The sequence below is a fragment of the Pseudomonas sp. BF-RE-25 genome (assembly GCF_019956105.1).
Taxonomy (GTDB): domain Bacteria; phylum Pseudomonadota; class Gammaproteobacteria; order Pseudomonadales; family Pseudomonadaceae; genus Aquipseudomonas; species Aquipseudomonas migulae.
In genome coordinates, this window is sequence record NZ_JAHBDB010000033.1 from 182,771 (window position 1) to 208,280 (window position 25,510).

At 61.0% G+C, this 25,510-nt stretch carries 28 protein-coding genes; 10 read left to right on the forward strand and 18 right to left on the reverse strand.

Annotation, left to right across the window (positions count from 1 at the left end):
- Window positions 1-37 precede the first annotated feature (37 nt).
- The 3 genes from KGB24_RS16695 to KGB24_RS16705 form a co-directional block, all read right to left on the reverse strand.
- Window positions 38-1,633 carry a GMC family oxidoreductase gene (locus tag KGB24_RS16695; RefSeq protein ID WP_223416528.1) on the reverse strand — a complete coding sequence of 532 codons (1,596 nt, stop codon included), beginning with the start codon at window positions 1,631-1,633 and terminating at the stop codon, window positions 38-40.
- 131 nt (window positions 1,634-1,764) lie between these two features.
- Window positions 1,765-2,310: a twin-arginine translocation pathway signal protein gene (locus KGB24_RS16700; protein WP_192227538.1), complete on the reverse strand. Its 546-nt coding sequence runs from the start codon at window positions 2,308-2,310 to the stop codon at window positions 1,765-1,767.
- Between the two features lie 28 nt (window positions 2,311-2,338).
- Window positions 2,339-3,769, reverse strand: coding sequence for a coniferyl aldehyde dehydrogenase (locus KGB24_RS16705; RefSeq protein WP_008040788.1), 1,431 nt, complete (start codon window positions 3,767-3,769; stop codon window positions 2,339-2,341).
- Between the two features lie 146 nt (window positions 3,770-3,915).
- Between KGB24_RS16705 and KGB24_RS16710 the strand changes: the two genes are divergently transcribed.
- Window positions 3,916-4,587 (forward strand): TetR/AcrR family transcriptional regulator, encoded by a 672-nt coding sequence (locus KGB24_RS16710; protein ID WP_008026133.1) that lies wholly within the window; start codon window positions 3,916-3,918, stop codon window positions 4,585-4,587.
- Window positions 4,588-4,620: 33 nt separating this feature from the next.
- The gene (locus KGB24_RS16715; RefSeq protein ID WP_008026135.1) at window positions 4,621-5,475 is read left to right on the forward strand and encodes a sulfurtransferase; all 855 of its coding nucleotides are present in this window, start codon (window positions 4,621-4,623) and stop codon (window positions 5,473-5,475) included.
- A 94-nt stretch (window positions 5,476-5,569) separates the two neighbouring features.
- Here KGB24_RS16715 and KGB24_RS16720 read toward each other — a convergent pair whose 3' ends face one another.
- The 5 genes from KGB24_RS16720 to KGB24_RS16740 are packed head-to-tail and all read right to left on the reverse strand — an operon-like array spanning window position 5,570 to window position 10,908.
- Window positions 5,570-6,397: an AraC family transcriptional regulator gene (locus tag KGB24_RS16720; RefSeq protein ID WP_192416707.1), complete on the reverse strand. Its 828-nt coding sequence runs from the start codon at window positions 6,395-6,397 to the stop codon at window positions 5,570-5,572.
- Window positions 6,398-6,401: 4 nt separating this feature from the next.
- The gene (locus KGB24_RS16725; RefSeq protein ID WP_008026140.1) at window positions 6,402-7,400 is read right to left on the reverse strand and encodes a hydrolase; all 999 of its coding nucleotides are present in this window, start codon (window positions 7,398-7,400) and stop codon (window positions 6,402-6,404) included.
- Between the two features lie 55 nt (window positions 7,401-7,455).
- Window positions 7,456-8,070: a 16S rRNA (guanine(966)-N(2))-methyltransferase RsmD gene (gene rsmD, locus KGB24_RS16730; RefSeq protein ID WP_008026142.1), complete on the reverse strand. Its 615-nt coding sequence runs from the start codon at window positions 8,068-8,070 to the stop codon at window positions 7,456-7,458.
- Window positions 8,070-9,560, reverse strand: coding sequence for a M16 family metallopeptidase (locus tag KGB24_RS16735; protein WP_192416709.1), 1,491 nt, complete (start codon window positions 9,558-9,560; stop codon window positions 8,070-8,072). The genes rsmD and KGB24_RS16735 overlap by 1 nt, the downstream gene beginning before the upstream one ends.
- Window positions 9,553-10,908, reverse strand: a complete 1,356-nt coding sequence (locus KGB24_RS16740) for a M16 family metallopeptidase (RefSeq protein ID WP_008026145.1) — start codon at window positions 10,906-10,908, stop codon at window positions 9,553-9,555. The genes KGB24_RS16735 and KGB24_RS16740 overlap by 8 nt, the downstream gene beginning before the upstream one ends.
- A gap of 343 nt (window positions 10,909-11,251) precedes the next feature.
- Between KGB24_RS16740 and ftsY the strand changes: the two genes are divergently transcribed.
- The 4 genes from ftsY to rpoH all read left to right on the forward strand — a co-directional run bounded on the left by ftsY (window position 11,252) and on the right by rpoH (window position 15,399).
- Window positions 11,252-12,745, forward strand: a complete 1,494-nt coding sequence (ftsY, locus tag KGB24_RS16745; protein WP_223414013.1) for a signal recognition particle-docking protein FtsY — start codon at window positions 11,252-11,254, stop codon at window positions 12,743-12,745.
- A complete protein-coding gene (gene ftsE, locus KGB24_RS16750; protein ID WP_008026149.1) occupies window positions 12,742-13,413 on the forward strand; it encodes a cell division ATP-binding protein FtsE in 672 nt (223 codons plus the stop codon). The genes ftsY and ftsE overlap by 4 nt, the downstream gene beginning before the upstream one ends.
- Complete coding sequence (ftsX, locus tag KGB24_RS16755; RefSeq protein ID WP_008026150.1) at window positions 13,410-14,432, forward strand: permease-like cell division protein FtsX; 1,023 nt, start codon at window positions 13,410-13,412, stop codon at window positions 14,430-14,432. The genes ftsE and ftsX overlap by 4 nt, the downstream gene beginning before the upstream one ends.
- Window positions 14,433-14,544: 112 nt before the next feature.
- Window positions 14,545-15,399 carry an RNA polymerase sigma factor RpoH gene (rpoH, locus tag KGB24_RS16760; RefSeq protein WP_007897890.1) on the forward strand — a complete coding sequence of 285 codons (855 nt, stop codon included), beginning with the start codon at window positions 14,545-14,547 and terminating at the stop codon, window positions 15,397-15,399.
- Between the two features lie 200 nt (window positions 15,400-15,599).
- Here rpoH and mtgA read toward each other — a convergent pair whose 3' ends face one another.
- Window positions 15,600-16,322: a monofunctional biosynthetic peptidoglycan transglycosylase gene (gene mtgA / locus KGB24_RS16765; protein ID WP_223414014.1), complete on the reverse strand. Its 723-nt coding sequence runs from the start codon at window positions 16,320-16,322 to the stop codon at window positions 15,600-15,602.
- Window positions 16,323-16,396: 74 nt separating this feature from the next.
- Between mtgA and KGB24_RS16770 the strand changes: the two genes are divergently transcribed.
- From KGB24_RS16770 to trmB, 4 genes are all read left to right on the forward strand, one after another.
- The gene (locus KGB24_RS16770; protein WP_223414015.1) at window positions 16,397-16,768 is read left to right on the forward strand and encodes a DUF423 domain-containing protein; all 372 of its coding nucleotides are present in this window, start codon (window positions 16,397-16,399) and stop codon (window positions 16,766-16,768) included.
- Window positions 16,769-16,858: 90 nt separating this feature from the next.
- A complete protein-coding gene (thiS, locus tag KGB24_RS16775; protein WP_008026157.1) occupies window positions 16,859-17,059 on the forward strand; it encodes a sulfur carrier protein ThiS in 201 nt (66 codons plus the stop codon).
- Between the two features lie 60 nt (window positions 17,060-17,119).
- On the forward strand, window positions 17,120-17,914 hold the full coding sequence (locus KGB24_RS16780; RefSeq protein WP_008036703.1) for a thiazole synthase: 795 nt from the start codon (window positions 17,120-17,122) through the stop codon (window positions 17,912-17,914).
- 9 nt (window positions 17,915-17,923) lie between these two features.
- A complete protein-coding gene (gene trmB / locus KGB24_RS16785) occupies window positions 17,924-18,649 on the forward strand; it encodes a tRNA (guanosine(46)-N7)-methyltransferase TrmB (RefSeq protein WP_223414016.1) in 726 nt (241 codons plus the stop codon).
- A gap of 120 nt (window positions 18,650-18,769) precedes the next feature.
- Here trmB and KGB24_RS16790 read toward each other — a convergent pair whose 3' ends face one another.
- From KGB24_RS16790 to KGB24_RS16830, 9 genes are all read right to left on the reverse strand, one after another.
- Window positions 18,770-19,093: a DUF3392 domain-containing protein gene (locus tag KGB24_RS16790; RefSeq protein WP_008026163.1), complete on the reverse strand. Its 324-nt coding sequence runs from the start codon at window positions 19,091-19,093 to the stop codon at window positions 18,770-18,772.
- A gap of 22 nt (window positions 19,094-19,115) precedes the next feature.
- Window positions 19,116-20,321, reverse strand: a complete 1,206-nt coding sequence (gene hemW / locus KGB24_RS16795; RefSeq protein WP_223414017.1) for a radical SAM family heme chaperone HemW — start codon at window positions 20,319-20,321, stop codon at window positions 19,116-19,118.
- Window positions 20,318-20,914, reverse strand: coding sequence for an RdgB/HAM1 family non-canonical purine NTP pyrophosphatase (rdgB, locus tag KGB24_RS16800; RefSeq protein WP_008026166.1), 597 nt, complete (start codon window positions 20,912-20,914; stop codon window positions 20,318-20,320). The genes hemW and rdgB overlap by 4 nt, the downstream gene beginning before the upstream one ends.
- Window positions 20,911-21,345 carry a DUF4426 domain-containing protein gene (locus KGB24_RS16805; RefSeq protein ID WP_008026167.1) on the reverse strand — a complete coding sequence of 145 codons (435 nt, stop codon included), beginning with the start codon at window positions 21,343-21,345 and terminating at the stop codon, window positions 20,911-20,913. Before KGB24_RS16805 ends, rdgB begins: the two co-directional genes overlap by 4 nt.
- A 26-nt stretch (window positions 21,346-21,371) precedes the next feature.
- Complete coding sequence (metW, locus tag KGB24_RS16810; RefSeq protein ID WP_008026169.1) at window positions 21,372-21,992, reverse strand: methionine biosynthesis protein MetW; 621 nt, start codon at window positions 21,990-21,992, stop codon at window positions 21,372-21,374.
- Between the two features lie 7 nt (window positions 21,993-21,999).
- Entirely contained in the window at window positions 22,000-23,139 is a 1,140-nt protein-coding gene (metX, locus tag KGB24_RS16815; RefSeq protein WP_008036684.1) for a homoserine O-succinyltransferase MetX, read from the reverse strand.
- A 217-nt stretch (window positions 23,140-23,356) separates the two neighbouring features.
- The gene (locus tag KGB24_RS16820) at window positions 23,357-23,944 is read right to left on the reverse strand and encodes a YggT family protein (protein WP_223414018.1); all 588 of its coding nucleotides are present in this window, start codon (window positions 23,942-23,944) and stop codon (window positions 23,357-23,359) included.
- 24 nt (window positions 23,945-23,968) lie between these two features.
- On the reverse strand, window positions 23,969-24,787 hold the full coding sequence (proC, locus tag KGB24_RS16825) for a pyrroline-5-carboxylate reductase (protein WP_192416714.1): 819 nt from the start codon (window positions 24,785-24,787) through the stop codon (window positions 23,969-23,971).
- A gap of 33 nt (window positions 24,788-24,820) precedes the next feature.
- The gene (locus KGB24_RS16830) at window positions 24,821-25,507 is read right to left on the reverse strand and encodes a YggS family pyridoxal phosphate-dependent enzyme (RefSeq protein WP_008026178.1); all 687 of its coding nucleotides are present in this window, start codon (window positions 25,505-25,507) and stop codon (window positions 24,821-24,823) included.
- Between the last annotated feature and the right edge of the window lie 3 nt (window positions 25,508-25,510).

The following is a 25,510-nucleotide window of genomic DNA, read 5'->3' on the forward strand; positions in this document are numbered from 1 at the left end:
AAGAAAGCACTATAGACGATAGGAATATTCGCTCTTTTCATGGGTTTTTCAAACGTTCGGCCAATGAAGTCGCCAGTTGCGCCGTCAGCCCGTAGACCGACAATTGCGGGTTTGCGCCAATGCTGGTGGGGAACAGCGAGCCGTCATGGATCGACAGGTTGCTGAGCTGATGATGCCGGCCGAGGCTGTCGGTCACGGCGTTTTTCGGGTCTTCGCCCATGGCGCAACCGCCCATCACATGGGCACTGCCCAAGCGTGTGCGATACAACTCAAGGCTCAGGCCGTCGATCAGCGTGCGCGCCTCGGCCAGGGTTTTCACATAGCGCGCATCGGCGTGCATCGGCATCACGGCGTTGGCGCCGCCGGCGAACTGGATCTCGGCCATGCTGTGGAAGGCGCGGCGCAAACCGTCCCAGGCGTAGGGTGAAACCTGATAATCGAGCACGGGCGTGTTGTCGCCGCGCAATTCGACGCTGCCACCGGGGCTGTCCGGGTGAAAGCCATCGCGCAGCAACGCCAGCATGGCGTGGGTATGCGGCAGGTTTTCCATGTGTCGGGCGCTTTCCTGGCCAAAACCGCCGAGCAATGTGGCCGCCAGCGCAGGGTGCAGGGGCGGCACTTCGAGTTTGTAGGCCATCGGGCCGGTGGTGCCGTCCTTCCATTGGAAATGGTCGGAATAGATCGACTGCGGCGCCCCGTAGAACGGGTTGATCACCTCGTCGAACAGCCCGGCGGACATGTTCACTAAATGCAGGAAGGTGCGCTTACCCAGACGTTTGTGCGGATCGGGTGCGTCGGAACGCAATAGCAACGCGGGGCTGTTGATGCCGCCGCCGGCCAGCACGTAATGCCGCGCCTTGACCGTGATTGTCTTGCCCGTGGGGGCGACGCAGCGGTCATCCATCGCCACGCATTGCAGGCCGGCGACCTTGCCGTCCTTGATCATCAGTTTCTCGGCGCGGGCCAGGTAAAGCAGCTCGCCACCCTTTTCCAGGGTTGCCGGGATCGTCGTGACCATCATCGATTGCTTGGCGTTGGTCGGGCAGCCCATGCCGCAGTAGCCAAGGTTCCAGCAGCCGCGCACGTTGCGCGGGATCACGTGCCAGCTGTAGCCGAGCTGCTCGCAGCCTTTGCGAATCACGTCGTTGTTGGCGTTCGGCGGGACCCTCCAGGGTGCGACGCCCAGACGTTGCTCCATTTTCTCGAACCATGGCGCCATCTCGGCCGGGCTGTGGCCTTTGACGTTGTGCTCGCTGGCCCAGTGTTCGAGCGTCGGCTCCGGCGTGCGGAAACTCGAGGTCCAGTTGATCAGCGTGGTGCCGCCCACTGCGCGGCCTTGAAGGATGGTGATCGCGCCGTCCTTGCTCATGCGGCCGATGCCTTCCTGATAGAGGCTGGTGTAGGCCTGGTCTTCAAGCATCTTGAAGTCGCTGCTGGTCTTGAGCGGACCTTCTTCGATCAACAGCACCTTGTAGCCGGCGGCGCTGAGGATTTCAGCGGTGGTGCCGCCGCCCGCGCCGCTGCCGATGATCGCCACGTCCGCTTCGAGGGTCAGGTCCTGGGTCAGTTGCGAGCCGTTGTGGGTTTTCCAGCCACGGGCCATGCCTTCGCGGAACGGATCGGGTACGGGCATATTCGGGTTCTCTTGTTTTTATATTGAGAAATGTGTCGTTCATCAGGCCGCCTTCGCGGGCAAGCCTCGCTCCTACAGGGGGCGCGATCCCTGTAGGAGCGAGGCTTGCCCGCGAAGGGGTCAACTCGGTCTTAAACGGTTGGCGGCCCGGGATACCCGCAATGCGCCCACGACTCAGCCCGGCTGTACCACGCCATCATCACCAGTTGCAGCAACGAGCTATGCCCCATGCGCAACAGACTCAACGAGCTGTTTTCCCAGCGATCAAGAAAGTGCCGGATCTCATCGGCGCTGGCGTTTTCCCAACTGCCCCAGATCCCGGTCAACGGCCCGCGAGTCACGGCCATCCCCAGCACATCGAACAACTGCTGAGTGAGCTTGAGCATTTCCGGCGACAGGTGATTGAGGCCGTTATCCAGGCAGTGCAAGGTCTGGTCGAGTGCCATCGGCATTTTCCCGGCGACCACGGCGCCATCGAGCATCACCGGAATCAGCGCCCGCAAAAACAACAGATCGCCGCTGCGCAGGATCGCGAAACCGCTGGCCGGGATGCTCGACGAGCACCCGCTGAGGCTCGCGCCGAGTCCGGCCGTGGCCAGGAACGCGCTCGCGCCAAGGCTGAATTTAAGCAGGCCGCGCCGTGACAGCGCGGGTGTATCGGACAGGCTTGGGCTCATTATTGTTATTACCCGGCGGTGAAGGTCGTTAGCGGATAAACAGCTTCTGGATCAGTTTCTGAATGGTTTTTCCGTACGGCGGGTAGATCAGTTTCGCCGCGTTGAAACGCTGTTTGATCAGCACACCTTTGGCCTTACTGAAGGTCAGGAAGCCTTCGTGGCCGTGGTAATGGCCCATGCCCGAGGGGCCGATGCCGCCGAAGGGCATGTCGTCCTGCGCGACGTGCAGCAACGTGTCGTTCAGGCACACGCCTCCGGAATGGGTCTCGTGCAGGACGCGGTTTTGTTCGCGCTTGTCGTAGCCGAAGTAATACAGCGCCAGCGGACGAGGTCGCTGGTTAATGTAGGCAAACGCTTCATCCAGATCCTTGTACGGAACGATCGGCAGCAGCGGACCGAAGATTTCGTCCTGCATCACCATCATCTCGTCGGTGACGTTCAGCAGCAGGCTGTGGCTCATGCGTCGGCCCTGGCCCTGGTCGAACAGCGGAATCAGCAGCGCGCCCTTGCTGGTGGCGTCGCTGATGTAGCCGTTGAGTCGGGCCAGTTGTCGGTCATTGATGATCGCGGTGTAGTCCGGGTTGTCAGCCAGTGTCGGATAAAACCCGCGAACCGCCTGACGGTAGGCTTCGACGAAAGAACCCACGCGGTCTTCCGGGACCATTACGTAGTCCGGGGCGACGCAGGTTTGCCCGGCGTTGAGCGTCTTGCCGAACGCAATACGTTCGGCGGCGTCCTTCAACGGCACATCACGAGAGACGATGGCCGGGGACTTGCCGCCCAGTTCCAGCGTTACCGGCGTCAGGTTCTCGGCCGCCGCGCGCATCACGTGTTTGCCGATGCTGGTGGCACCGGTGAACAGCAGGTGATCGAAACGCAGGCGGGAGAACGCCACGCCGATATCGGCCTCGCCGAGCACCACGCAAACCAGGTCTTCGGGGAAGATCCGGCCCAGCAATTCCTTGAGCAACAGGCCGGTGGCAGGGGTCGATTCGCTGAGTTTGAGCATCACCCGATTGCCCGCCGACAACGCGCCAACCAAAGGGCCGATGGCCAGAAACAGCGGGTAGTTCCACGGCACGATCACCCCGACCACGCCCAGCGGCTGGTAAACGACTTTCGCCGAGGCCGGCTGAAAGGCCACGCCGACCTTGCGTCGCGAGGGTTTCATCCAGCCTTTGAGGTGCTGACTGGCATAGTGAATGCCGTGCAGGCTGGGCATCAGTTCGGCGAGCAGGGTTTCATCGGCGCTGCGGTGGCTGAAGTCCTGGCTGATCGCATCGATCAGGGCCTGACGTTCATTGCTCAACAAATCGCGCAGGGCTTTGAGCCATTGAAGTCGCTGGGCGGCGGGCGGCATCGGGTTGGCGGCATAGGCTGCGCGCTGATCGTCGAAGCGGTTTTGAAGTTCCTCCAGGGGCTGCTGCAGCTTCTGCAGGTAGGCGATGTCAGCAGTCATGGTCGGCTCCGGATTTATTGTAGTGAAGAACTTTTTAGAGTCTATGCTCTATAAAGTCAAATGAGATCCTGACATCGCGTTGTTTTATCCGCTCGCGGTTAGGTCGTAAGATGCCCCTCAACGCACTCTGAATTAAAGCTCAAGCCATGGCCCCTCGGATCAAAACCAGCGAGCGCATCGTGCAGAACAGCCTGGAGCTGTTCAACCAGCAGGGTGAGCGCAGCATCAGCACTAACCACATTGCTGCCCACATGGACATTTCTCCGGGCAACCTCTACTACCACTTCCCCAACAAGCAGGCGATCATCGCCGTGCTGTTCAGTGAGTACGAAAGCCTGGTGGACAGCTTCCTGCGCCCGCCCCAGGGGCGCGCCGCGACGGTTGAAGACAAGCGCTTCTACCTTCAGGAGTTGCTGGCGGCGATGTGGCGCTACCGGTTTTTGCATCGAGATCTCGAGCACTTGCTCGACAGCGATCCGGAACTCGCCGCCCGTTATCGGCGCTTTTCCCAGCGTTGCCTGATCTATGGCACGCACATCTACGCGGGATTCGTCGAGGCCGGCATCCTGTCCATGGATAAGGTGCAGATTGAATCCCTGACGCTCAATGCGTGGATCATCCTCACGTCCTGGGTGCGTTTTCTGTGCACCACGCGGGAAAATTCCAACCACCTGAGCGAGCAGGCGATCAAACGCGGCGTGTATCAGGTGCTGGTGCTGGAGGCCGGTTTTGTCACCGATCAGTCGCGCGATGCGGTGAACGCGCTGTACGAGGAGTTTTACGTGCCGCTGGCCCAGGCGCTGGAAGAAGTGCAGTAGGATTCAAAATCGACCATCTCACAGGAGCCCGTTATGCCCATTGCGCAACTGATCAGCCCGCAAGCACTGGACCTGAAAAAGGACCAGCCGGGGTTGGTGATTCTTGATTGTCGTTTTGCCCTCGAAGACCCGGACTACGGCCAGCGCAGCTATGCCGAAGGGCACATCGCCGGGTCGAGCTTTGCTGATCTTGAGCGTGATTTGAGCGGGGCGGTGGTCAAGGGCGTGACCGGGCGTCATCCGTTGCCGCAACCTGCGGACTTGATCGAACGCCTGCAAGCCTGGGGCATCAATGCCGACAGCGATGTGGTTTTGTACGACGACGGCCCCGGTGCCTACGCGGCGCGGGCGTGGTGGTTACTGGCCTGGCTGGGCAAGCGTGATGGCGTGTTTATCCTCGATGGCGGGCTCAAGGCCTGGCACGCGGCAGGTTTGCCCTTGAGCCTTGATGCGCCCGGTATTGAACGTGGCACCTTCGCGGGAACGCCGGACAATACGCTGCTGTTGAACGCCGAACAGCTACAGCACCGTCTCGGCCAGCCCGATTTGACCTTGCTCGATGCCCGCGCCTTGCCGCGCTTCAAGGGTGAAGTGGAGCCGATCGACCCGATTGCCGGGCACATTCCCGGCGCGCAATGTGCGGCGTTCACCGACAACCTGGGCAGCGACGGGCGTTTTCTGCCGGCCGATCAGCTCAAGCAGCGCTTTGCCGCGAAACTCGGTCAACGTTCGCCGACCGATCTGGTGGCGTATTGCGGTTCTGGCGTGACAGCGTGCCATAACCTGTTCGCCTTGTGCCTCGCGGGATATCCCTTGGGTTCGTTGTATGCCGGCTCGTGGAGCGAATGGATCAACGACCCCGCGCGTGGCATCGCCACCGGCGAATAAACACAAATCCCTGTAGGAGCCGGCTTGCTGGCGATGAACGATGACGCGGTCTGCCTGAAATACCGCGGCGCTTCTATCGCCAGCAAGCTGGCTCCTACAGAAGCGCTCTGCGATACGCCCCCGGCCCCACCCCGTAAACCTGCTTGAACTGTCGACTCAGATGACTCTGGTCGGCAAACCCCAGTTGTGTCGCCACTTCCAACGGCAAACAGCCGCCCTGCAACAACGCCCGCGCCCGAGCGATGCGCTGCTGCATCAACCAGGTGTGCGGTGGCATGCCGGTGGCGCTGCGGAATACCCGGGCGAAATGAAAGGGCGACAGATTGACCGCTGCCGCGAGTTCTTCCAACGACGGCGGTGCTGCCAATTGCGCTTGCAGCAGTTCCTTGGCCTGCGTCACCGCCCGGTGTTCCTTGCCGGGTTTGCCGGCGTCCGGAACGGCGGCGTGACGTTGCAGCAGCGACAACATCATCTCTCGCCAGGCGGTCTGCTGTTGCAGGGCGGTGGAGGGCGTTTCGAGCAGGCGATGCAGTTGGCAGAAGCCCTTCACCAGGTCCGGATCGCGATACAGCGTGGCGCCAAATGCCGGCAAGTTGTGGGTCGGCAGTTCCAGCTCATCGAGCAACGACAGAATCTGTCCGCTGTCGGGATAAAACGCCCGGTATAACCAACCGTCTTCCGTCCCTTTATGGCCGGTGTGCAACTCGTCAGGGTTGATCAAAACAAGCGTGCCGCTGCCCGCCAGGTGTTCGGCGCCGCGATAGCGGTAACGCTGGGCGCCGGCCATGATCATGCCGATCACGTAACCGTCATGCACGTGCGGGGCAAAACGGTGTTCGATGTAGCGTGCGGACAACAACTCGACCCCGGCCAAAGGCGCCGTTTGCCAGAAACGGATCGACTCGCCCTGATCGATGTCCATCGGTTTACCCGCGACCTGCAGCGGCCAGCCACTGCGGGATGCGCCGTTCCAGGTAGTAACCCGGCTGCCGGAACGAGCCATCGACGAAGCCGACATGCCCACCCTTGGCTTGCAGTTCGAATTGAGTGCTGGCGGACAGTTCCTCGGCCTGCGGCAGGCTGTGAGGAAATACAAACGGGTCGTCGGCGGCCTGAATGATCAGCGTCGGCGTGCGGATTTCGCCCAGAAAGTAGCGGCTTGAGGCGCGGCGATAGTAATCCTGCGCATCGGTGAAACCGTGCAGTGGCGCGGTCACCCGGCCATCGAAGTCCCAAAACGTGCGCATGTTTTCCAGCGAGCCCAGCGCGGCCAATTCCGCCAGGCCATCCTCGCGCCCGTCATGCTGGAACTGCCGCTGCTTGTTCTTGATGTAGGCGACCATCTCGCGCATGAAGTGCGCCTGATACACCTTCGAGAAACCCTGGCCGATGCGGTCGGCGCACTGATCGAGCCGAAACGGCACCGACACCGCCACGGCGCCCAGCACGCCACTGTCGCTGCCGGTCTCGCCCAAGTGTTTGAGCAAAACGTTGCCGCCGAGGGAATAACCGACCGCATACAGCGGCGCGAGTGGCCGCTTGGCCCGCAGGTGCTTGATGGTTTCGGCCAAATCTTCACTGGCGCCGGAATGGTAGCTGCGCGGCAACAGATTCGGTTCACCCGAGCAGCCGCGCCAGTTCAGCGCGACGCTGGCCCAGCCTTGGTCGCCCAAGGCTTTTTGCACGCCGGCCACGTAAGGCGAATTGGAAGAGCCGGTCAGGCCATGCAACACCAGCACCAGCGGTGCATCGGCGCTGTGCGGGCCGTGCCAGTCCAGGTCAAGAAAGTCGCCATCTTCGAGCCACAAGCGTTCGCGTTCGCGCTCGATGTGCGTGGTTTTGCGCCAAAGCGGTCCCCACAAGGTCTGCAAGTGCGGGTTGCCGAGGCCAAAGGCAGGGGTGAAGCGTTCTGACGGAAAAGACACGATTGCTCTCGATGCAGCGGTGCGCAACCTGTGCGCACCTTTTCAGGCCGGTCGGTTAACCGGCGATCTCTGCCATACGTTGCCACAACGAATAGTAGACGCGCCCGGATTTCTGCTCGCGGTGCAGGCGCCAGTTGGCCGGCAGGCCGAGCGTCGAGGGGGCGGTTTCGCTTTCGGTGTACACCCATGCGTCGTCCGCCAGCCATTGACGCTCTTCGAGCAGGGTGCATACGGTCGGCAACAAGTTCTGGTTGAACGGCGGGTCGAGGAACACCAGGTCATAAGCCACTGCTGGCTGGGTTTCCAGATAGCGCAAGGCGTCGGCAGTCTGAACCTGGCCGGTGGTGCAACGCAGCGTGCCCAGATGTTCCTTCAGGCTGGACACCGCGATATTGCTCGCGTCCAGCGCCTGGCCCATGGCCGCGCCACGGGACAAGGCTTCAAGGAACAGCGCGCCGCTGCCGGCGAACGGGTCGAGTACCTTGGCTCCGGCCACGTACGGCGCGAGCCAGTTGAACAGGGTTTCACGCACCCGGTCCGGGGTCGGGCGCAGGCCCGGCGCGTCAGGGAAGCTCAGCTTCCGGCTGCGCCATTCGCCGCCGATGATGCGTAGTTGGTTCACGCCGTTGTGCACGTTATGAACAGGTTTTTTTGGACGGGAAGTGGCCATTAATGCTCCGGAACCCCGAGCGGCTGCTCGGCAGGTTTATCAGTAGGGGCCGGTAACGGCTTTTGCGGCACGGTCGGGCCAGCGCTGACGATGACCATTTTGTCCGTGCTCAAGTGTTTGTTCAGTGCGGTTTTGACTTGTTCTACAGTCAGGCTCTGGGACTGCTGCATGAAGTCCTCCAGATAGCTCAACGGCAGATTGTAGAAACCCATCGCGCCGAGCTGGCCGACGATGTCGGCGTTGCTGGCGGTGGACAGCGGGAAGCTGCCGGCCAGTTCACGCTTGGCGTCGTCGAGTTCTTTTTCGGTCGGGCCGGTTTTAAGGTAGTCGGCGAGCACGTCCTGCACCAGTTTCAGCGTGCCTTCGCTCATCTCGGCGCGGGTTTGCAGGTTGATCATGAACGGGCCGCGCGCCTGCATCGGGGTGAAGCCCGAATACACGCCGTACGTCAGGCCACGCTTCTCGCGCACTTCACTCATCAAGCGGGTGCCGAAGCCACCGCCGCCGAGGATCTGGTTGCCCATGGACAGCGCGGCGTAATCCGGATCGTCACGGTCGATGCCCAGTTGCGCGAGCATCAGGTTGGTCTGCTTGGACGGGAACTCGATGTGGCCGATGCTGGCTTTCGGTTCTTCAGGTTGCGGCAGTTTCGCCAGCGCCGGGCCTTTTGGCAGCGCACTGGAGACTTGCGCAGCAATCGCCTCGGCTTCGGCGCGGGACAGGTCCCCCACCAGCGCTATCACCACGTTGCCGGCGGCGTAGGCTTTTTCATGGAACGTCTTCAACTGAGCCAGGGTGATGGCTGGTACGGTTTTCGCCGTGCCATCGCTGGAATGCGCGTACGGGTGATCGCCGTACAAGCGGTTCATCAGCTCGATACTGGCCAGTTTGCCGGGGTTCTGTTTCTGGTATTCGAAGCCGGCGAGCATCTGGTTCTTGATGCGCGCAAACGAATCGGCGGGGAAGGTCGGTTTGCCGACAACTTCGGAGAACAGCTTCAACGCAGGCTCGCGTTTGTCGGCGGCACTGAGGCTGCGCAGCGACGCCAGTGCCATGTCCTTGAACGCACCGTTGCCAAAGTCGGCGCCCAGGCCTTCGAAGCCCTGGGCGATAGCGCCGACATCTTTGCCGGCCACACCTTCGTTGAGCATCGCATTGGTCAGCACCGCCAGGCCCGGCGCATCGCCGTCCTGGCTGCTGCCGGCGGCGAAGATCAGGCGCATGTCGAACATCGGCAACTCGCGGGCTTCAACGAACAGCACCTTGGCGCCTTCGGCGGTGTTCCAGGTTTGCACGTTGAGCGAGCGGCGGCTCGGTGCCTTGCCGTCGAGTTCGGCCAGCGATTGCAGTTTCTGGCTGGACTTGGCCTTGTCGAGGGCTTCGCTGGCGCTGGAATGGTCGGTCTTCAGGAAATAGAAGGCCGCGGAGCCAATCAATGCGACAGCGACCAGGCCGATCAAGGCCAGACGTGGTTTTTTACGCTCACTCATGAGTCGTCTCCAGTGGCAGGACATGGGCGACGCTGAGACGTTCGCGGGTGAAATACAGCTTGGCGGCTTTCTGGATGTCCTCCGGCGTGACGCTTTCCAGTTCAGCCAGCTCGGTGTCCATCAGCTTCCAGGACAAGCCGACGGTTTCCAGTTGGCCGATAGCAGTGGCCTGGCTGGTGATCGAATCGCGCTCGTAAACCAGGCCGGCGATTACTTGAGCCCGCACGCGCTCCAGCTCTTCGGCGGACGGCGCGGTGGTTTTCAGCTGTTCGAGCAGCTTCCACAAACCGGCTTCGGCCTGGGCCATGGTTTTGTTTTTCTGGGTGTTCGGCGATGCCGACAGGGTGAACAGGCTGTCGCCGCGGGTGTAGGCGTCGTAGCTCGACGAACCGCCGGACACCAGCTCTTCGCCGCGCTCCAGTTGCGTCGGGATGCGTCCGCTGTAGCCGCCGTCGAGCAGGGCCGAGATCAGGCGCAAGGCGTTGACCGAACGTTTGTCTTCGGCGGTGGCGATGCTTGGCACGTTGAAGCCCAGCATCAGGCTCGGCAGTTGGGTCTGCACGTGCAGCGTAATCTGCCGTTCGCCGGGCTCGGCCAGTTCCATCGGTTTCTTCGCCGGCGGCACATCACGCTTGGCGATTGGACCGAAGTAGCGCTGGGCCAGGGTTTTCACTTCGTCCGGCGTCACGTCGCCGACCACCACCAGCGTGGCGTTGTTCGGCACGTACCAGGATTGGTACCAGTGGCGCAGCTCTTCGACTTTCATGCGGTCCAGGTCAGCCATCCAGCCGATGGTCGGCGTGTGGTAACCGCTGGCCGGGTAGGCCATGGCCTTGAAGCGTTCGTAGGCCTTGGACATCGGCTTGTCGTCGGTGCGCAGACGACGTTCTTCTTTAATGACCTCAATCTCGCGGGCGAACTCGTCGGCCGGCAGGCGCAAGCTGGCCATGCGGTCGGCTTCGAGTTCGAAGGCCACGCCCAGGCGGTCGCGGGCCAGCACCTGGTAATAAGCGGTGAAGTCGTCGCTGGTGAACGCATTCTCTTCGGCGCCGAGGTCACGCAGGATCAGCGAGGCTTCGCCGGGACCGACTTTCTCGCTGCCCTTGAACATCATGTGTTCCAGGGCGTGGGACAAACCGGTCTGCCCCGGCGTCTCGTAGCTGGAGCCGACCTTGTACCAGACCTGGGAAACCACCACTGGCGCGCGATGGTCTTCGCGCACGATGACCTTCAGGCCATTGTCGAGGGTGAATTCGTGGGTGGGTTGCGGATCGGCAGCAAAGACTGAAAGTGGCAGACAAACTGTGCTGAGCAGCAGGCCTGCAGCGCGGCGGGCTAGAGCATTCATTCGTTTTTAAACCTGTTGAGCTGCCCGCTTGGTCTTAGCGTCGGCGGGCGAGAGGGTGCTAGGATACTGATCCGTTTTACTGGCGGCCACGCCTATCAGGCCTTTGCGTTTGATCAGGTTGTATGGGTTTGCGGCAGAAGGTTGGAATTTATCAACTAAACTCTGCTTTTTCGCCGATTTTGCCGCGTTAGTCCTTCGTGAAATCGTTTCCGTGAGGTGCCACTTGCACCTCTACAAAATGTTGCGCGTGAACAAGCTGGGTCAATCGCAGTCTGTTCTGCATCGAATATTTATTTGCCGAGGCGCCCTTTGGCGCGTCGCTACCGTGAGATAGCCGTCCTCCATGTTTGGTTCCAACGACGACAAGAAAGCCCCAGCTGCGGCTGGCGAGAAGAAAAGCCTGTTCGGATGGCTGCGCAAAAAGCCGCAGGAAACCGTCGTCGAACAGCCACAGCCCATTCCTGAGCCAGTACCTGCGCCGGTAATAGATGAAGCGCCGGCGCCGGTTGTCCTGCCGATCTCCGAGCCGGTGCTGCAACCGGTGGCTGAGGCCGCGCCTGACGTCGTGGCTGCACAGCCGTCTTCCGCTGCTGAGCCGTGGCTGACCTTGCCGGTAGCGGAAGAGCCGGTATCGTTGGTCGAAGACGAACTGGCGCCGCACATTACGCCGCCGATTCCTGCGCCGAGTGCGTTTTCTCCTGCGCCCGTTCAGGTGCCAGTGATTGAGCCAGTTGTTGTGGCTGAACCTGCGCCGGTTATTCCTGAGCCTGTGATTCCAGCCTTTGTTGCGCCGGCTGCTCCAGTTGTTCAAGCACCAGAGCCTGCGCCAGTCGCCGCCCCCGTTGCCGCCGCGCCCGTCGTGCCGGTCGAAACACCCGCCGAGCCTGTGCGCACCGAAGAAACCAAAGCCGGTTTCTTCGCCCGCCTCAAGCAAGGCCTGTCCAAGACCAGCGCCAGCATCGGCGAAGGCATGGCGAGCCTGTTCCTTGGCAAGAAGATCATCGATGACGAGCTGCTTGAAGACATCGAAACCCGTCTGCTGACCGCCGACGTGGGCGTTGAAGCGACTTCGGTGATCATCCAACGCCTGACCCAAAAGGTTGCCCGCAAAGAGCTGGCCGACGCCGACGCGTTGTACAAGTCCCTGCAGGCGGAACTGGCGGCGATGCTCAAGCCGGTCGAGCAACCCCTGAAAATCACCTCGCAGAACAAGCCGTTCGTGATCCTGGTTGTTGGCGTCAACGGCGCCGGCAAGACCACCACCATCGGCAAACTGGCGAAGAAGCTGCAACTCGAAGGCAAGAAAGTCATGCTGGCGGCGGGCGACACCTTCCGCGCCGCCGCAGTCGAGCAATTGCAGGTCTGGGGCGAGCGCAACAAGATTCCGGTGATCGCCCAGCACACTGGCGCCGACTCGGCTTCGGTGATCTTCGACGCCGTGCAGGCCGCCAAGGCCCGTGGCATTGACGTGTTGATCGCTGACACCGCCGGTCGCCTGCACACCAAAGACAATTTGATGGAAGAGTTGAAGAAGGTTCGCCGGGTTATCGGCAAGCTAGACGCCGACGCGCCGCACGAAGTGCTGCTGGTGCTCGACGCCGGCACCGGGCAGAACGCCATCAACCAGGCCAAGCAATTCAACCAGACCGTCGAACTGACCGGCTTGGCGCTGACCAAGCTCGACGGCACCGCCAAGGGCGGGGTGATTTTCGCCCTGGCCAAGCAGTTCGGCCTGCCGATTCGTTACATCGGCGTCGGTGAAGGCATCGATGACTTGCGTACCTTTGAAGCAGAACCCTTTGTCCAGGCACTGTTTGCCGAGCGGGAGCGTTCATGATTCGTTTCGAACAGGTCGGTAAACGCTACCCGAACGGTCACGTCGGCTTGCATGAGCTGAGCTTTCGAGTCCGTCGGGGCGAATTCTTGTTTGTAACCGGCCATTCCGGCGCCGGTAAAAGCACCTTGTTGCGCCTGCTGCTGGCCATGGAGCGTCCGACCACCGGCAAATTGCTGCTGGCCGGTCAGGACCTCGGCACCATCAGCAACGCACAGATTCCTTACCTGCGTCGGCAAATCGGCGTGGTGTTCCAGAATCACCAGTTGCTGTTCGATCGCACGGTGTTCAACAACGTGGCCCTGCCGTTGCAGATTCTTGGTTTGTCCAAGGCCGAAATCGCCAAGCGCGTGGATTCGGCACTGGAGCGCGTGGCGCTGTCGGACAAGACCGATCTGTACCCCGGCGACCTGTCCACCGGCCAGCAACAGCGCGTCGGTATCGCCCGCGCCATCGTTCACCGCCCGGCCTTGCTGCTGGCGGATGAGCCGACCGGTAACCTCGACCCGCGCCTGGCGGCCGAGATCATGGGCGTGTTCGAAGACATCAACCGTCTGGGCACCAGCGTGCTGATCGCCAGTCACGACCTGGCGCTGATCGCCCGCATGCGTCACCGCATGCTGACTCTGCAACGCGGCCGACTGATCGGTGACGGGGAGGCTGGGGAATGAGTGCGACACGCAGCCCTAAAGTCTCCGAACGCGTGGCGCCGAAAGCCGCCGATCCGCAACCGCAGAAGAAAAAACACGACGATGACGACGGTCCGGACTTCGCCACGCTGTTCCGCGCCTGGATAGAAAGCCATCGCGCCAGTCTGCTGGACAGTCTGCGGCGCCTGGGCAAGCATCCCATCGGCAGTTTCTTCACCTGCATGGTGATGGCGGTTGCCCTGAGTTTGCCGATGGGCCTGTCACTTCTGCTAAGTAACGTCGAACGTCTCGGCGGTTCCTGGCAGCGCGCGGCGCAGATTTCCCTGTACCTGCAACTTGAGGTCAGCCCGGCTGAAGGCGAATCGTTGCGCGATCAGATCAAAGGCATTCGGGGCGTAGCTGATGCCGAATATGTCGGTCGTGATCAGGCGCTGGAAGAGTTTCAGCAGCAGTCCGGCCTGGGCGAAGCGTTGAAGGAACTGCCGGAAAACCCGCTGCCAGGCGTGGTGCTGGTGACCCCGAACGAAGTCGACAAGCCCGCGCTTGAAGCATTACGACAAAAACTTTCCGAACTGCCGAAGGTACAACAGGCGCAACTTGATCTAGTCTGGGTCGAGCGTCTGGCAGCCATCCTCAAGCTGGGTGACCGTTTTGTCTTCGGTCTGACCGTGCTTCTGATTTCTGCATTACTTTTGGTGATAGGCAATACCATTCGTCTTCATATTGAAAACCGCCGCACAGAGATAGAAGTGATTAAACTCGTCGGCGGCACTGACAGCTATGTGCGCAGGCCCTTTCTATATATGGGCGCGTTGTATGGCTTCGGTGCGGGGATACTTTCCTGGGGCGTATTGGCGTTTGGTCTGAACTGGCTGAACGAGGCAGTGGTTGGACTGGCCGGTTTGTATGGCAGTAATTTTGCGCTGGCCGGAGTGCCAGTTGCCGACGGTCTGTCTCTCTTGCTTGGCGCGGTGCTGTTAGGGTATATCGGTGCATGGATTGCAGTCGCACGCCACCTGAGGGAGCTTGCGCCTAAGTAGTATCATTTTGCTCGTATTGACCTTTCAGCGTTTATGGGAACTTGTCTTTTGGTTTCCGGTCAATTTTCGCAGTGCTGAACTGCACGAGTTTGTAAGACGGAGGTTTTTTCGTATGACCAATTCTTTGCAACCTGCATATGCTCTGGTCCCGGGTGCGAACCTGGAGGCCTACGTGCACACCGTCAACAGCATTCCATTGCTGACGCCGGAGCAGGAGCGTGAACTGGCCGAGAGTCTCTACTATGAGCAGGATTTGGGGGCGGCTCGGCAGATGGTGCTCGCCCACCTGCGTTTTGTCGTACATATCGCCCGTAGCTATTCCGGCTACGGTCTGGCTCAGGCTGACCTGATCCAGGAAGGTAACGTCGGTCTGATGAAGGCCGTGAAGCGCTTCAACCCGGAAATGGGTGTGCGTCTGGTTTCGTTCGCTGTGCACTGGATCAAGGCGGAAATTCACGAGTTCATCCTGCGCAACTGGCGCATTGTGAAAGTCGCGACCACCAAGGCTCAGCGCAAGCTGTTCTTCAACCTGCGCAGCCAGAAGAAACGTCTGGCGTGGCTGAACAACGAGGAAGTCCATCGTGTGGCGGAAAGCCTCGGCGTAGAGCCGCGGGAAGTGCGCGAGATGGAAAGTCGACTGACCGGCCATGACATGGCCTTCGACCCGGCCGCAGAAGCGGACGACGACAGCGCTTTCCAGTCGCCGGCCAACTATCTGGAAGACCACCGGTACGACCCGGCCCGTCAACTGGAAGACGCCGACTGGAGCGACAACTCCAATCACAACCTGCACGAAGCGCTGGAAGTGCTGGACGATCGCAGCCGTGACATCCTTTATCAGCGCTGGTTGGCTGAAGAGAAAGCCACGCTGCACGACCTGGCGCAGAAGTACAACGTGTCGGCCGAGCGTATTCGTCAGCTCGAGAAGAGCGCGATGAACAAGCTCAAGTTGTCGATCGCCGCCTAAGCTGCGCGAAGGCAATAAAAAACGCCCCGATCATTGATCGGGGCGTTTTTGTTTGTATCGGCTATTTCTGATTCACATCCCAACCCCTGTAGGAGCGAGCCTGCTCGCGATGGACGTCAACGATTACGCGTAATTGCTGGAAGAACGCGTTGTCTGCGCGTTTTTCGCGAGCAGGCTCGCTCCTACAGGGATAGCGTCAATCACTGGGCCCAAGGCGCCCGGCGTGAATCGTTGAGCCCCAGCAGATAACTGTCGCCACCCAACTGGCTCATCTGCTGCCGAATCCACCCGGCGCGACGTGCGACGTAATTCGTCGGGTGACTCGCGCTCCACACCCGTGGGTTAGGCAATACAGCCGCCAGATAACTGGCCTGCTGCCGGGACAGCGACTTGGCGCTCACGCCAAAGTGATGCCGAGCCGCCGCTTCTGCGCCAAACACCCCGTCATCCCACTCGACGCTGTTCAGGTACACTTCAAGAATCCGCTGCTTGGGCCAGAACACTTCGATCAGCCCGGTAAACCAGGCTTCCAGACCTTTGCGCAGCCAGCTGCGGCCGGACCATAAAAACAGGTTTTTCGACACTTGCTGGCTCAAGGTGCTGGCGCCGCGAACCGAACCACCCAGCTCGTTGTGCGCCAGGGCTGCGCGGATCGCGCCGAGGTCAAAACCCCAGTGCTCCGGGAATTTCTGATCCTCACCGGCAATCACTGCGACTTTAAGGTCGTCGGAGATTTCATCCCAGGGTTTCCAGGTGCGTTGCAGGTCGATGGGCTCGCCGTCGAACCAGGATTCGATCTTGCGCTCGACTATCAGTGTCGTGCCCGGTGGCGGTACCACGCGGAAAATCAGCACCAGCAATACGCTGCCGCCCGCGAACCAGAGCACGGCCTTTGTAAATCGTCGTAAAAATAAACGCAGCATAGAGATGGCTTGGCCGAACCCATTGAGCGGGCCATTATACAGACCCTGTTGATCGAGTCTGACTGGAGTTCTTCATGCTGCGTGGCTTTCTGATGCTGGCCGCTTTCTTCGGCTTCACCGGCGTTGCCCTTGGCGCATTCGCCGCCCATGGCCTGAAAAGCCGCCTGACGCCTGAATACCTGACGATTTTCCACACCGGCGTCACCTACCAATTGGTGCACACCTTGGCATTGCTGGGTGTCGCACTGCTTGCCACGCAGATTCCGGGTCGTTTGATCACGTGGGCCGGCGCCTCCTTTGCCATTGGCATCCTGCTGTTTTCCGGCAGTCTGTACCTGTTGACCCTGACCGGTATCAGTAAGCTCGGAATCATCACGCCCTTCGGCGGCCTGGCATTCCTGATCGGTTGGCTCTGTCTGGGCCTTGCCGCCTGGCGGTTGAGCTGACCGGGTGGTCCATTTCATGACGAATGGCTTGGGTCGCCAAGACTGATCGGGCTAGAATGCCAGCCCCTAAAAATGATGGCGGCATCCGGCATGCGCATTCAGTTGAACGGCGAATCCCTTGAACTGCCCGACGGTGAAACCGTTGCGGCCCTGCTGACCCGTCTGGAACTGACCGGACGCCGGGTAGCGGTCGAACTCAATCTGGATATCGTCCCGCGCAGCCAGCATGCGGACACCACATTGAACGACGGCGATTCCGTCGAAGTGGTACACGCCATCGGCGGCGGCTAGTCGCCCGGCCCGCAAGGGCACAGAATTCTGCAAGAACCTCACCCCTACAGAGGATTTCCCATGAGCATCGTTCGTAGCGACAAGCCCTTCGTCCTGGCCGGTCGTACTTACCAGTCGCGTTTGCTGGTAGGCACCGGCAAGTACCGCGACATGGAAGAAACCCGCCTGGCCATCGAGGCCTCGGGTGCCGAGATCGTCACCTTCGCCGTGCGCCGCACCAACCTCGGCCAGACCCCGGGCGAACCGAACCTGCTCGAAGTCCTGTCGCCGGATCGCTACACCTTCCTGCCTAACACCGCCGGTTGCTTCGACGCTACCGAGGCCGTGCGCACCTGCCGCCTGGCCCGTGAGCTGCTCGGTGGCCACAACCTGGTGAAGCTGGAAGTGCTGGCGGACCAGAAAACCCTGTTCCCCAACGTGATCGAAACCCTCAAGGCCGCCGAAGTGCTGGTCAAGGAAGGCTTCGACGTGATGGTCTACACCAGCGATGACCCGATCATCGCCCGTCAACTGGCGGAAATCGGCTGCATCGCGGTCATGCCGCTGGCCGGTCTGATCGGCACGGGCCTGGGGATCTGCAACCCGTACAACCTGCAGATCATCCTCGAAGAGGCCAAGATTCCCGTGCTGGTGGATGCCGGTGTCGGTACCGCTTCCGACGCCACCATCGCCATGGAACTGGGTTGCGAGGCGGTGCTGATGAACTCGGCCATCGCCCATGCCCAGCAGCCGATCATGATGGCTGAAGCCATGAAACACGCCATCGTTGCAGGCCGCCTGGCCTACCTCGCCGGCCGCATGCCGAAAAAACTCTATGCCAGCGCCTCTTCGCCGCTGGATGGTCTGATCAAGTAAGAGCCATTGATGACTGAATCAAACGACACGCCAATCCAGACGGAAGAAGGCGACGAGCGCCAACACCGCCGCATCAAGAGTTTCGTGATGCGCGCCGGGCGCATGACCGAAGGCCAGCAAAAAGGTCTGGAGCAGGGCACGCCGCTGTTCGTGCTGCCATTGGCCGACTCGCCGGTGGACTTCGACCAGGTGTTCGGTCGCTCGGCACTGCGTTCGCTGGAAATCGGTTTCGGCATGGGCCATTCGCTGCTGGAAATGGCCGCCGCTTCGCCGGAACAGGATTTCATTGGCGTGGAAGTGCACCGTCCGGGTGTGGGCGCGCTGCTCAATGGCGTGCTGACTCAGGGCCTGACCAACCTGCGGGTCTACGATTGCGACGCGATCGAAGTGCTCAACCGTTGCGTGGCCGACAACAGCCTCGATCGCCTGATGCTGTTTTTCCCGGACCCTTGGCACAAGAGCCGCCACCACAAACGTCGTATCGTTCAGGCGTCGTTCGCTGAACTGGTGCGCAGCAAGTTGAAGGTCGGCGGTGTGCTGCACATGGCCACTGACTGGGAACCGTACGCCGAGTACATGCTGGAAGTGATGAACGTTGCGCCGGGTTACCGCAACCTGGCCGAAGACGGCAAGTGCGTGCCACGCCCGGCCGAGCGCCCGATCACCAAGTTCGAACGCCGTGGCGAACGTCTGGGGCATGGCGTGTGGGACCTGAAGTTCGAAAAGCAGTCCTGAGCCCTACGCAATAAACCTGTAGGAGCCGGCTTGCTGGCGATGGTGTGTCAGTCAACATCAATGTGTCTGACACACCATCGCCAGCAAGCTGGCTCCTACAGGTTTTTTTGTGTTCGGAAATCAGCGGCGGTCGGCGACTACGCCGATGAGCACCAGGACCACCAACAATACCGGCGCCAGGCTGTAGTTGTTGAACTGGCTCAAACCACGAACGATCCACGGTGTGGCGTAGATCAGCGCGGCGCCGCTGCCGATCATGCACACCAGCGCGAGCAACGGGACGCGCAAAGCGCCGGCGATGCTGCCCAGGCGTTGATCGATCCAGGCTTTGATGTCCGCGCCGAACAGCACCAGCAAACAGCCCACCAGCGCCAGAGAGATTTCCGACAGATTGCTGCGGCTCCAGCGGGAGACGGTGGCGAGCAGGTCGAGTATCAAATCCATTCGTTTTCCCTTAAGGCTGAAATCAGCTCAGAAATGTTTGCAGCAAGTCATTGAGGAACAATTGCCCGCGCTCGGTGGCCGCCAGACGTGACGGTTCGACCTGCAACAAACCGCTTTGTTCGGCTTCGCGGCGGCCTTCGGCGAGGCTTTCCAGGCTCAGCCCGGTGCGTTCCGGATACAGCCGCGATTCCACGCCGTCAGTCAGGCGCAAAGCGTTCATCAGGAAATCGAACGGCAGTTCATCGTTGGTCAGCGCTTTCTCGCCAGCCTTGAAGCTTTTCGCCGGGTTCAGGTAATCCTTCGGCAGGCGCGTCTTCCAGGTGCGCACGATGCGCCCGTCCGGGTGACTGAGCTTGCCGTGGGCGCCAGCGCCGATGCCGATGAAGTCGCCAAAGCTCCAGTAATTGAGGTTATGCCGCGCCGGGCGACCGGGCTGGGCGTACGCCGAGACTTCGTATTGCGCGTAACCGTGTTCGGCGAGCAGCGCCTGGCCGGCTTCCTGAATATCCCAAAGCGTGTCGTCTTCCGGCAGCACAGGCGGCTGGTTCCAGAACACCGTGTTCGGCTCCAGCGTCAGCTGATACCAGGACAAGTGGGTCGGCTTCAGGGCGATGGCCTGGCGCAGATCACTCAGGGCGTCGTCCAGCGACTGATCGGGCAAACCGTGCATCAAGTCCAGGTTGAAGTTATCGAACCCTGCCTGGCGCGCCATGCCGGCGGCACGCACCGCTTCATCGCCGTTGTGAATCCGCCCCAGAGCCTTGAGTTTCTCTTCCTGAAAGCTCTGGATGCCGATCGATAGCCGATTGATGCCCAGCGCGCGGTAGGCCACGAACTTCTCTTGCTCGAACGTGCCCGGATTGGCCTCCAGGGTGATTTCAATGTCGCTGGCAAACGGAATCCGTTGCTCGACGCCTTTGAGCAAGCGGCCCAAGGCTTCGGCGCCGAACAGGCTCGGCGTGCCACCACCAAAGAAGATCGAGCTCAACTCGCGGCCGTAGACCGCGTGCAAATCCTGATCAAGGTCCGCCAGCAAGGCGTCGACGTACTCTTCTTCCGGAAGCACCGGGCTGGCGGTGTGGGAGTTGAAGTCGCAATAAGGGCATTTGCGCACACACCACGGGATGTGGATGTACAGCGCCAGGGGCGGCAGCACGGGAAGCGCGGCCCGAGGCGATTGTGCGCCACCGCCGTAGATCAGCGGTGACGCGGATGATTCACGGGTCATTTCAAGCCCAGACGCTGGCGCAGCAGATCCATTGCACGGGCGCGGTGGCTGATGAGGTTCTTGTCGCTCGGGCTCAGCTCGGCGCTGGAGCAATCGCGCTCGGGCACCCAGAACAGCGGATCGTAACCGAAACCGTGCTCGCCACTGGCTTGGGTCAGGATGCGCCCATGCCACAGCCCTTCGCAGAGGATCGGCAGCGGATCATCAGCGTGACGCACCAGCGCCAGCACGCAAACAAACTGCGCGCCGCGCTCGGCTTGCGGCACGTCTTTCAAGGCGTCGAGCAGTTTGGCGTTGTTCGCCGCATCGCCCTTGCCGTCAGCGTAACGAGCCGAATAGATGCCCGGCGCGCCACCGAGGAAATCCACCGCCAGCCCGGAGTCGTCGGCCAACGCCGGCAGGCCGGAAATGCGCGCGGCATTGCGGGCCTTGAGAATGGCGTTCTCGACGAACGACAGACCGGTTTCTTCAGGCTCGACGCTGCTGAACTCGCCGATCGAGCGCAGATGCACCGAGTCGCCGAGCATGGCCTGGAGTTCCTTGAGTTTGCCGGCGTTGTGGCTGGCCAGTACGAGTTGCGTGAAATTGATCATTCGCCGGGGAAAAGCTCTTGGTTGAAATTGATGGTGTTGATTTTGTCGCCGGTCTGCACCTTGATTTCGAAGGTGCGGATTTCCTGCTGATCGACCGGGTATTGCGCGATGTAGTAGACCGCGCCTTGTTCGGTGATCTGCTTGAACTTCAACGGCACACTTTGGCTAGTGAGGTCTTTGACCGTGCCGCTGACGTTAGAGACCAGCGGTTTGCCATCCTTGATCACCGACACGTTGATCACGCCCTGGTTCTTGCTGCGGATCAGTTCGGCCGATTTGGCGATCTCCGGTGTCAGGAACGTGGAGTTGAAGGTGTTGTAGTGCACCGTCACATCACCGAATTTTTCCTGACGCTCACCTTTGATGGCATCGGCGGCCATGGCGGTGACGCTCAGGCAGGCAGTGAGTAAAAACAGCGCTAGACGACCCATGATCGTTCTCCTTGGAATGTCGTGGTTCAGACCGCGACCTTGTGATCCTGCAGTCCTGGACTGCTGACGCGGTAAATACCGATCTCACCTAACAGATTAGGCCATAGCTTACTGGCCCACCCGTGCCGATGCTGTTGATCCACGGCAAGCCGATCAATGACCTTGGCTTCACGTTCGCGGCAAAGTGCTTCAAAGTCTTCGAAAGTGCAAAAGTGGATGTTCGGCGTGTTGTACCAGGTGTACGGCAGAAACTCGGACACCGGCATCCGGCCCTTGCTCGCCAGGTACCAGCGGCAGCGCCAGTGACCGAAGTTGGGGAAGGTGATGATGCATTGGCGACCGACCCGCAGCATTTCGTCGAGGATCTTGTCCGGGTAGTGCACGGCTTGCAGCGCCTGGGTCATGACCACGACGTCGAAACTGTTGCTGGCAAAGTTGCCCAGGCCCTTGTCCAGGTCCTGCTCAATCACGTTGATGCCCTTGGCCACGCACTCGGCGATGTTGTCCGGGTCGTTTTCCAGGCCGTAGCCGGTGACTTGCTTGTTGTCGCGCAGCCACGTCAGCAGCTCGCCGTCACCGCAACCGAGGTCGAGCACGCGGCTGCCGGCGGGGATCCATTCCTGGATGATTTCCAGATCAGCTCTCATGGCTTTCTCACAACGTAATGCGGTTCATGTAATTGCCGAATGCCTGCAAGTAACGCGGGATCGGAATCAGGAAGGCGTCGTGGCCTTGCGGAGCGTCGATCTCGAGGTAGCAGACGTCTTTCTTGGCCGCCATCAGCGCGTCCACCAGTTCCCGCGAGCGGGCCGGGGAGAAGCGCCAGTCGGTGGTGAAGGACATCACGCAGAACTTGGCCGAAGCGCCGGCGAAGGTTTTCGCCAGGTCATCGTCGAAGTTTGCCGCCGGGTCGAAGTAGTCCAGCGCCTTGGTCATCAGCAGGTAGGTGTTGGCATCGAAACGCCCGGAGAACTCTTCGCCCTGATAACGCAGGTAGCTTTCAACCTGGAACTCGACGCTGTGGAAGTCGTAGTTGAGCTTTTCGCTCTTCAGGCCGCGGCCGAATTTTTCGCCCATCGAGTCATCGGACAGATAAGTGATGTGCCCGACCATCCGCGCCAGCATCAAGCCGCGCTTGGGGATCACGCCCGCTTCCTGGAACGAACCGCCGTGGAATTCGGGGTCGGTGAGGATTGCCTGGCGCGCTACTTCGTTGAAGGCGATGTTCTGTGCCGACAGTTTCGGTGCCGAGGCAATGGCCAGGCAGTGACGAATGCGATCCGGGTAGGTGATGCTCCATTGCATCGCCTGCATGCCGCCGAGGCTGCCACCAATTACCGCGGCCCATTGGCTGATGCCGATCCGGTCGGCCAGGCGCGCCTGGCTGTGTACCCAGTCTTCCACGGTCAGCACCGGGAAATCGGCGCCGAACGGCTTTCCGGTTTCCGGGTTGACGCTGCTCGGGCCCGTGGAGCCGTTGCAACCGCCGAGGTTGTTCAGGCTGACCACGAAGAACTTGTTGGTGTCGATCGGCTTGCCGGGGCCGATGCAGCTGTCCCACCAACCGGGTTTGCGGTCGTCGGGGCTGTGGAAGCCGGCGGCGTGATGGTGACCGGACAAGGCGTGACAGATCAGCACGGCGTTGCTCGCCGTGGCGTTCAGCGTGCCGTAGGTTTCGTAAATCAGATCATACGCTGGGAGCGAACGGCCACAGGCCAGGGCCAGGGGTTCACTGAAGTGCGCCACTTGCGGCGTCACCAGACCAACAGAATCGGCGGGAAAGGCAGTTGGCATCGACCCTGCTCTCGTTGAAATGAGGCGTAAGTCTAAAGACCGGTGGGGTTAGCGGCAAGCAAAGGCCCGAGGTGATTTCATTCAGTTGAACCGAGGCGCTACATTCGCGGGCAAGCCTCGCTCCTACAGGTAATGTGTCGTTCGCCAATATCGCGATCGACTCTAAATCTGTAGGAGCGAGGCTTGCCCGCGAAGAACGATGATGCGGTCTTCCTGATCAGATCAGACCAAGCAGCCCCTGCGGCATCAGGGCAAAGTACGCCAGCCGCGGAATCAGCCAGCTTTGCAGCAACTGGATCACGATAAACGCAAAGATCGGCGAGATATCGAGGCCGCCCAGGTTCGGAATGATCCGGCGGAACGGGGCCAGTACCGGTTCAGTAATCTGCGCGACCAGTTCGGCGCCCGGATTGTGGCTGCCCGGCGCGACCCAGGACAGAATCACGCTGATGATCATCGCGTAGAACAGGATGTTCAAAAACAGCGAGAACAGCGCAATCAGCGCCCACGGCACCAGCAGCACCCAATCGACCATGAAGCCTTTGAGCGACACGATGACCGCGATCAGCAGTATCTGCACGATCAGCGCCAGCACCAGTGACGACATGTCCAGCCCGAACATGCTCGGGATGACCCGGCGCAGCGGCTTGAGCAGCGGCTGGGTAGCCTTGACGATGAACTGGCAGAGCGGGTTGTAGAAGTTCGCCCGGACCAGTTGCAGGATGAAACGCAACAGCACAATCAGCAGGTACAGGCTGCCCAGGGTCTTGATGATGAAAATGGCAGCGTCGTTGAGTCCTAGCATCATTTATTCCTTTGTAAGGGCTGATTAGCGACCGAGCTGCTCAGCCATCTCGGCCGAGCGGTGCGCAGCGGCGCCGAGTGCTTTTTCTACCAGCGCTTCGAAGCCGCCAGCCTGGAACGATTTGATTGCAGCTTCTGTGGTGCCCGCCGGCGATGTCACACGGCGACGCAATTCAGCCGCGTCGACATCGCTGGCAACCGCCATGTGTGCGGCGCCCAAGGCAGTTTGCAGGGTCAGTTGGGCGGCGATGTCCGCCGGCAGGCCGAGCTTCACGCCGGCGGCGGTCATGGCTTCGATCAACAGGAAGAAATACGCCGGGCCCGAGCCGGAGACAGCGGTGACGGCATCCAGTTGCTGCTCTTCATCCAGCCACAAGGCGATGCCCACGGCCGACAGCAGTTCTTGCGCCTGTTGGCGCTGTTCTGCGGTGACTTCGGCGGTGGCGAACAAACCGCTCACGCCCTGACGCAGCAGCGCCGGGGTGTTGGGCATGCAGCGCACGATCGGTTGTGCGCCGAGCCAGTTGTTCATGCTGGCGCAGGTGATGCCGGCGGCGATGGACACCACCAGTTGATCCGGTTTCAAGCTCGGGCGAATCGCTTCGCACACGGCTTTCATCGCTTGCGGTTTGACCGCCAGAACGACCACGTCGGCGCCTTGAATGGCCTCGGCGTTGTCAGCGAATACTTCGATGCCGTGTTCGGCGTTCACTTTGGCACGGGTTTCTGCGCCCGGATCGCTGGCGCGGATCTGCGCGGCGTCCAGACCTTTGGCGCGCAGGCCGCCGATCAGGCTGGCGGCCATGTTGCCGGCACCGATAAAGGCAATACGAGTTTTGCTCATGTCAGGTCCTTATAGAGAAGTAGGTCAGCCATTTCACGGTTGACCGTAATCACGGGCGCCAAACAGGGCCGTACCGATGCGGACCCAGGTGGCGCCTTGGGCGATGGCCGACTCGAGGTCGTGGCTCATGCCCATGGAAAGTGTGTCGAGCGGCAGGTTCAGGCTGGCTTGCAGGCTTTGCACGGCAGCAAAAGCGGCGTCCTGGGCGGCGCGATCTTCCGTCGGCTCGGGAATCGCCATCAGCCCGCGCAGCTTGATGCGCGGCAGTTCGCTGATGGCGTTGGCCAGGGCCGGCAGGTCGGCCGGGGTGCAGCCGGATTTGCTGGCCTCACCGCTGACGTTAACCTGGATGCAGATGTTCAGTGGCGGCAGATCGGCAGGGCGTTGTTCGGACAGGCGTTGTGCGATTTTCAAGCGATCCACGGAATGCACCCAAGCGAAGTGCTCGGCGATAGCGCGAGTCTTGTTCGATTGAATGGGGCCGATGAAGTGCCAGATCAAGGGCAGGTCGGCCAATTCGAGCTGTTTGCCCAGGGCTTCCTGCAGGTAGTTCTCGCCAAAGTCGCGCAGGCCGGCGGCATGTGCTTCGCGCAGGGCCTCGGCGGGCTTGGTCTTGCTCACGGCCAGGAGCTGAACGCTGTGTTCGTCACGGTGGGCGGCGAGGGCGGCAGCCCGGATGCGTGAACTAACCAGTGCAATGTTGTCTGCTATCGTGGACATTCA